Here is a 5683-nt window from a genome sequence, read left to right as displayed (position 1 = left end):
AGGGATGTCGTTGCGGTTTACGGCCTGCCGGAGCAGGGTGAGCCGTTGGTGCTGAGCGAGCGGGGTCGGGTTGCTGGTGGAGCGGTGCGGAATGGTGACCGTGGGCATCTGGTTGGACCGCATCGCCCATCGCAGGAAGGCATGGGTGAGGCGCCGGGCGGTGTAGCCGCCTGCGTACCAGTCGTCGACGTCGGCCTGCGTGCAGTCGGCGAGGGTTCGTCCGCGCTCGGCGAGGTGAGCGAGGAAGGCGGTCGCGAGGTGGATCTCGTTGCGGGCCTGGTGGATCTGCTTGCTGGTGAGCGGGCAGCGGTCGGCCAAGGTGTGCAGGCGGCGCTGGATGTGCCAGGTGGCGAAGAGCTCCAGCAGGCGCCGAGGCCCGGGGCCGTCGATGGCGGGCAGTTTCTCGGCGAGCCACCGCTGGAACAGCAGCAGCTGCCGGTCGGCCGGGGGCAGGACACCACTGTGCATGAGCAGGTCGCGCAGGTAGGCGACCGACCGCCAGGGTGTGAGTTGGCTCAGTCCGTCGTGGGTGAGCGGGACTTCGCCGCGTGCTAGGGCCCGCAGGTTGTGCTGGACGTGGGAATGGCTCGTCCAGGTCAGTCCGCCCCAGGGGCGACGTATCTGTCGCAGGGCATCGAACAGCGGGAGTAGCTCGGTGCGGACGGAGCCGGAGCCGTCGTCGAGTAGGTCATGGAGACGTTCGGTCAGGACGCATCGGCCGCAGATCCCGCGCCGGTAGCGCCTGGCTTCTTGGCCGCATCGTTCGCAGGTGAAGTCACCGAGCCCGCCTGCGCAGTCGGTGCAGAGCTTGCCGCCGTCCGGCGCGAGGCCAGGGGTGAGCCGATCGACGCCACAGCCGACGCACGTTCCGTAGGTCTCCAGGGCTCTGGTCATGCAGCTTTGGCAGATGTAGCCCTCAGGCCAGTGGTTCGTCTCGGGCCGCACCGCCCGGCCGCAGCGGGCGCAGAACCGTGCGCTCGCCGGCACTCGGGTGCGGCTCACCCTTCGGGCCGGATCCGGGCGCGCTTGGGACGGACCGCCGACAGGTCGACGATCGCGTCGCCGGTGGCGACCTTGCGGATGGCGGCGGTCTCGGCCTTGGTGGCGATCAGGTCGGCCGGGGTGCACTCGAAGATGTCGCAGAGTGCGGCCAGCACCGGCAGCGACAGCCGCTCGGGAGTGCCGGTGACCAGCCGGTGGACCTGGGAGAGCGACAGGTTGATGCCCCGCTCGGCCAGCGGCGGGGCCAGCTCGCTGGTCGTGAACATTCCGGCGGCGGCCATCCGCTCCCGCAGTCGCCACTGGTAGCTGACCTGGCGTTTCATTACGCCCTCCTGGCGGGTTTGAGCGCGGCCTCGACCGTGGCGTCCAGCGCCCGCCGCAGCGTGCGGGTGCGGAAGTCGGAGGAGACGCAGGTGTAGATCGAGGTTGTGCTGGCATGGTCGTGGCCGGCTTGCTGCTGGACAAATAGGGCGTCCCAGCCGTCTTCGATCAGGTGGGTGACGTAAGACCTTCGTAGGGAGTGAAAGTCCAGGACCGGGTCCAAGCCGAGGTCGTCGCGGTAGGCGGCGAAGCGGGAGTCCAGCCGTTGTAGGCCGACCCGCTGTCCGCGCTCGGACGGCCACAGGGCGGATCCGTCCGCGTGGCGCATGGCGGGCCGCACTTCGCTCGTCCACTGGTCGAGGATCTCGGCCGACCACTCCCATACCGTCAGTACGCTGCGGCGTTTGGGGGGTGAGCCCTTCTTGGCCTTGCCGTGGCGGACATAGCAGACGCCGTACTCGCCGAACTCCGTCCCCTCGGGGTTGCGGCCGAAGTCGGCGACATCCAGCATCCGCGTCTCATTGCGCCGCAGCCCGTAGGCGTACGCGGTCTTGAACAGCATCGTGTCGCGGAAGGCGGGCAGCCATCCCTTGCGGCCGCGTCCGCGGACCCGGGTCACCTCGTCGTCGGCGTGGTCGAAGAACGCCTGCAACTCGTCCCGGGTGAAGGCCCGTTTCGGGGACTCGGCCTCGCACTCCTGCATGTGCACGGCGGTGTTCCACTCGTGGCACACCTGGATCGGATGGGTGCCGAACCGGCGCTCGCACTCGGCCGCCCAGTCGTAGGCGGGGTCGGTGGCGTAGTCGCAGAACAGCCGCACCGCCTCCTGGTAGCCGCGCAGCGTCGAGCGGACGCAGCCCCGGACCGCCCGCAGGTCGCCGAACCACTCGTCCGCCAGCGTCGAGGACCAGCTCCAGGGGAAGGCGTCCGCATGGGTGGCGAATGCCCGCACCTTCCGCTCACGGCCGTTGATGGTCGACAGCGCGAGGTTCCGCGCCAGCTGCTGGTTGCGCCAGCCGTCCAGCATCGCTTCGAAGACCTGCTCCTCCGGCCGCAGCAGCGGCACCCCGTCCGCCAGGTGCAGCCGTGCGGCCCCCGGCGCCGCCTTGTTGTCGCCTGCCAATTCGTCACGCTCCGTAGATCGCATCCGGCGCGAGAATCTCGCATCAGATGCAAAGCCCGGAGAGGAATGGCAGGTCAGCCATCCGATCGAGTGATGCGGAACGACACAAGCCCGGCCTGTCCGCTACCGTCTCGGCAGCACACGGTGAACCCTCAATTCGCTGATCAGCGGCTTCCTTACGCCCGCCCGGCCAACGCGGCGCAAAATGTGTCCAGTTCGCATCAGATGCGATTCGCGCCGCTTCCGAGATACGCGCCAAAGGGGCAACGGGATGATCTTGAAGCCCTGATCCGCTCGGATTTACGTGCGGCGACGTGCAGCGGGGTCGCGTTCGGCGACGTGCCGGGCGACCGAGTCGACGCCAGGGCGGGCGTATCGCTCCAGGGAGCGGACGGATGCGTGGCGGGAGCGGGCCAGCAGCATCGGGGTGGAGGTGCCGTCCTCCGCGTCGTGCGTCAGGGCACTGTGCCGGAGTCGGTGGAGCGTCCAGCCGTCCAGGTCCTCGATGTCGTCGGGTGAGGCGAGGGGGTTGGCCAACAGCCGGGTGTTCTCCTCGAAGATCTCCTCAGCCCGCCGGTAGGAGAGCCGGGCCCGGCCGGTCTCCGGGCACACGTCGAGCGTCGGGGTTCCGGCCGGGGCCTTGCGGTCGGTAAGGAACAGCGGGCCGCGGGTACGCCGGGCGATGAGGCGGGGCAGGAGCTGGGCGGTGCCGGACTGCCAGTGAATCCACTCCGTCGCCCCGCCCTTGGCGGTGATCCTGCCGCGCTTGTCCTGCGGGTAGAGGTCTTCCACGTTCAGGCACAGCACCTCATCGGCCCGTGCGGCGGACTCGTAGAGCATCTTCCACTGCGTCTTCTCCCGCAGCGCGACGTCGAGGCGCCACAGGGCGGCGATCTGGTTCTCCGCGAGAGCCTTGGTGCGGTCCGGCGGTGCCGGCCGCCGCTCGATGCCGATCGTGGGATCGCCTTCGATCCAGCCCTGGCGCTGCCACCAGCCGATCGCCTTGCGCGCGATGGACAGCTCCCGGTTGACGGTGTCGGCGTCCATCTCGTCCGCCCGCGCCGCCGCCAGCTCGGCCAGCACCTCGGGCAGCGCCGGGTCGTCGATCGCGGTGACGGGGAAGACGGGCGGCTTCGCGCCCCGGCGGTCGGGTCCGGTCGGCGCCGGTTCGCCGGCGAGCATCCACCCCCAGGTCGTCAACGAGATCCGGTAGATCCGCGCGGAGGACTTCGCGATGCCCGTGCCAGTGAGGTAGCGCTCGGCCGCCGCGGTGTACGACGCGGGCGGGGCGGACAGAGGGGGTCCCAGTAGTTCTCGCGGAAAAAACAACGCTAAGCCGTGCGGCAGCCCATTGATCTGGGCTGATGTCCGTGCTCACCGTCGGGCGGCAGACCATGGTCGAGCCCCGAGGAGCGGCTGGACGAACTACTGCCGGCCGCGGTGCTCAGCGCGGTGCGGAGCTCAAAGCGGATCAAGGCCGACCCTGCCATGGCGAACCTGCGCGACACCGGGTTCCCTGCGTAGGAACGCCGCAGGGTAGTGCAACGCCACCTGTCGTCCGGGGAGTTCGGGGATTTCTGCCTGTGCCCATCGTCTGGCCGGGTAGCGGTGGTGCTCGTCTGCTTTGATCGAGTGGGGTGGGAGGGGCCGATGGCCACCAGGGTGTTCTCGGATGAGGAGTTGGAGGGCTTACGGTCCTTTCCGGCGATCGGCAAGGACGAGCTGATCCGGTACTTCACCCTCACCCCGGCCGACGAGGCGTTCCTGCGGAAGTTCCGCCGGGCCCAGAACGTGCTCGGTGCCGCCGTGCAGCTGTCCGCCCTGCCCTGGCTGGGCTTCGTCCCCGACAATGTGCCCGCCGCTCCGCCCGCGGCGGTCGGCCGCCTGGCCCGCCAGCTCGGGCTCGCCGTCGCCGATCTGGCGGACTACGGGGAGCGTGAGCAGACCCGCACGGACCATCTGCGGGAGATCGCCGAGTATCTGGGGTGGAAGCTGGCGAAGGCCATCGAGCTCAAGGAGCTGGATGAGTTCCTGCTGGCCCGCGCGATGGAGCACGATTCCCCGAGCCTTCTGTTCAGGCTGGGCTGTGAGTACCTGCGTTCGGCGAAGGTGATCCGGCCGGGTGTGGTCTCGCTGCTGGAGAAGGTCGCCACCGCCCGTGAGGCCGCCGAGCGGGAGACCCATGCCCGCGTGGCCCACCTGCTGTACCCCGAGCGGGCGCAGGGGCTGGACGGGCTGCTGGTCGTCGATCCGGAGCTCAAGTCCTCGCGGCTGCACTGGCTGGTGACCGGGCCGGTGCAGGCGTCGCCGACGAGCGTGGGCGGCGAGGTCGAGAAGCTGAGGTTCCTGCGCGGCCTTGGCGCGGACACCCTGGACATGTCGTCGCTGCCTGCCGAGCGGCGCCGCTACCTGGCCCAGATCGGGCGTCGGCTGACCGCGCAGGCCCTGGTGCGGCGCGAGCCCAACCGGCGCCATCCGATCCTGCTGACACTGCTCGCGCAGTCCTCCGTCGACGTCCTCGACGCCGTGGTGCAGCTCTTCGACCAGACTCTGTCCGGCTCGGAGTCCCGCGCCCGGATCAAGCTGCGCGAGGTGCTTGCCGAGAGGGCCAAGCTCTCCGAGGGCCGGCTCGCGTTGCTGGACGAGGTCTTGCCGGTGCTGGCCGATGCCGGTATCCCGGACGAGGCGGTGGGGACGCTGCTGCGCGGGAAGATCGGCATGTCCCGGCTGCGGACCGCGCACGCCGGGGCCGCCGTGCGGCTGCCCAAAGGACCACGGGCACCTGGCGCTCCTGGAAGGCTCCTACACCTACATCCGCCAGTTCGCGCCGAAGGTGCTGGAGGCGGTGCGGTTCAAAGGCGGCACCGAGGCGAAGCCGCTGATCGAGGCCCTGGAGATCCTGCGGGAGCTGAACGCGACCGGCGCCCGCAACGTCCCCGACAAGGCGCCGACGCTGTTCGTGCCGACCCGGTGGCAGGGCTACCTCGACGAGGCGGCGGCCAAGGGCGATGCGACCGCGTACTGGCACTACTGGGAACTGTGCACGCTGCTCGCGCTGCGCGACGGCCTGCGGTCGGGGGACGTGTTCGTGCCGGGCTCGCGCCGCTACGACAACCCGGCCGCCTACCTGTTCAAGCCCGCCCAGTGAACCCTTCTCGGTAATTTGTCGTGACGCTTCGTGATCTTCAGGCTGTGCGGTCGTGTTCCAGCTGCAGGAGGACGAGGGCCGCTCGGGCG

Annotated in this window: 4 protein-coding genes and 1 pseudogene; 1 reads left to right on the top strand and 4 read right to left on the bottom strand. The window is 69.8% G+C overall.

Annotated features, from left to right (window positions below):
- The 4 genes and pseudogenes from ACWD5Q_RS34950 to ACWD5Q_RS34935 form a co-directional block, all read right to left on the bottom strand.
- Window positions 1–894: pseudogene (locus ACWD5Q_RS34950) on the bottom strand (hypothetical protein); the annotation flags it as partial.
- Window positions 895–998: 104 nt separating this feature from the next.
- Complete coding sequence (locus ACWD5Q_RS34945) at window positions 999–1325, bottom strand: helix-turn-helix domain-containing protein (protein ID WP_451431099.1); 327 nt, start codon at window positions 1323–1325, stop codon at window positions 999–1001.
- Window positions 1325–2446, bottom strand: a complete 1122-nt coding sequence (locus ACWD5Q_RS34940; protein WP_451431098.1) for a tyrosine-type recombinase/integrase — start codon at window positions 2444–2446, stop codon at window positions 1325–1327. The genes ACWD5Q_RS34945 and ACWD5Q_RS34940 overlap by 1 nt, the downstream gene beginning before the upstream one ends.
- A gap of 300 nt (window positions 2447–2746) precedes the next feature.
- On the bottom strand, window positions 2747–3775 hold the full coding sequence (locus ACWD5Q_RS34935; protein WP_451431097.1) for a tyrosine-type recombinase/integrase: 1029 nt from the start codon (window positions 3773–3775) through the stop codon (window positions 2747–2749).
- Between the two features lie 321 nt (window positions 3776–4096).
- Here ACWD5Q_RS34935 and ACWD5Q_RS34930 point away from each other — a divergent pair, with 321 nt between their 5' ends.
- Window positions 4097–5608 carry a DUF4158 domain-containing protein gene (locus ACWD5Q_RS34930; RefSeq protein WP_451431096.1) on the top strand — a complete coding sequence of 504 codons (1512 nt, stop codon included), beginning with the start codon at window positions 4097–4099 and terminating at the stop codon, window positions 5606–5608.
- The last annotated feature ends 75 nt before the right edge of the window (window positions 5609–5683 follow it).

It is taken from the genome of Streptomyces sp. NPDC002513 (assembly GCF_053595355.1).
Note: the sequence above shows the minus strand (reverse complement) of the source record. Positions and strands in the feature narration are given on the sequence as shown.

Excerpts from the sequence above, each read along its gene's own strand:
- ACWD5Q_RS34945 (WP_451431099.1), bottom strand. The coding sequence starts at position 1,325 with ATGAAACGCCAGGTCAGCTACCAGTGGCGACTGCGGGAGCGGATGGCC.
- ACWD5Q_RS34930 (WP_451431096.1), top strand. The coding sequence starts at position 4,097 with ATGGCCACCAGGGTGTTCTCGGATGAGGAGTTGGAGGGCTTACGGTCC.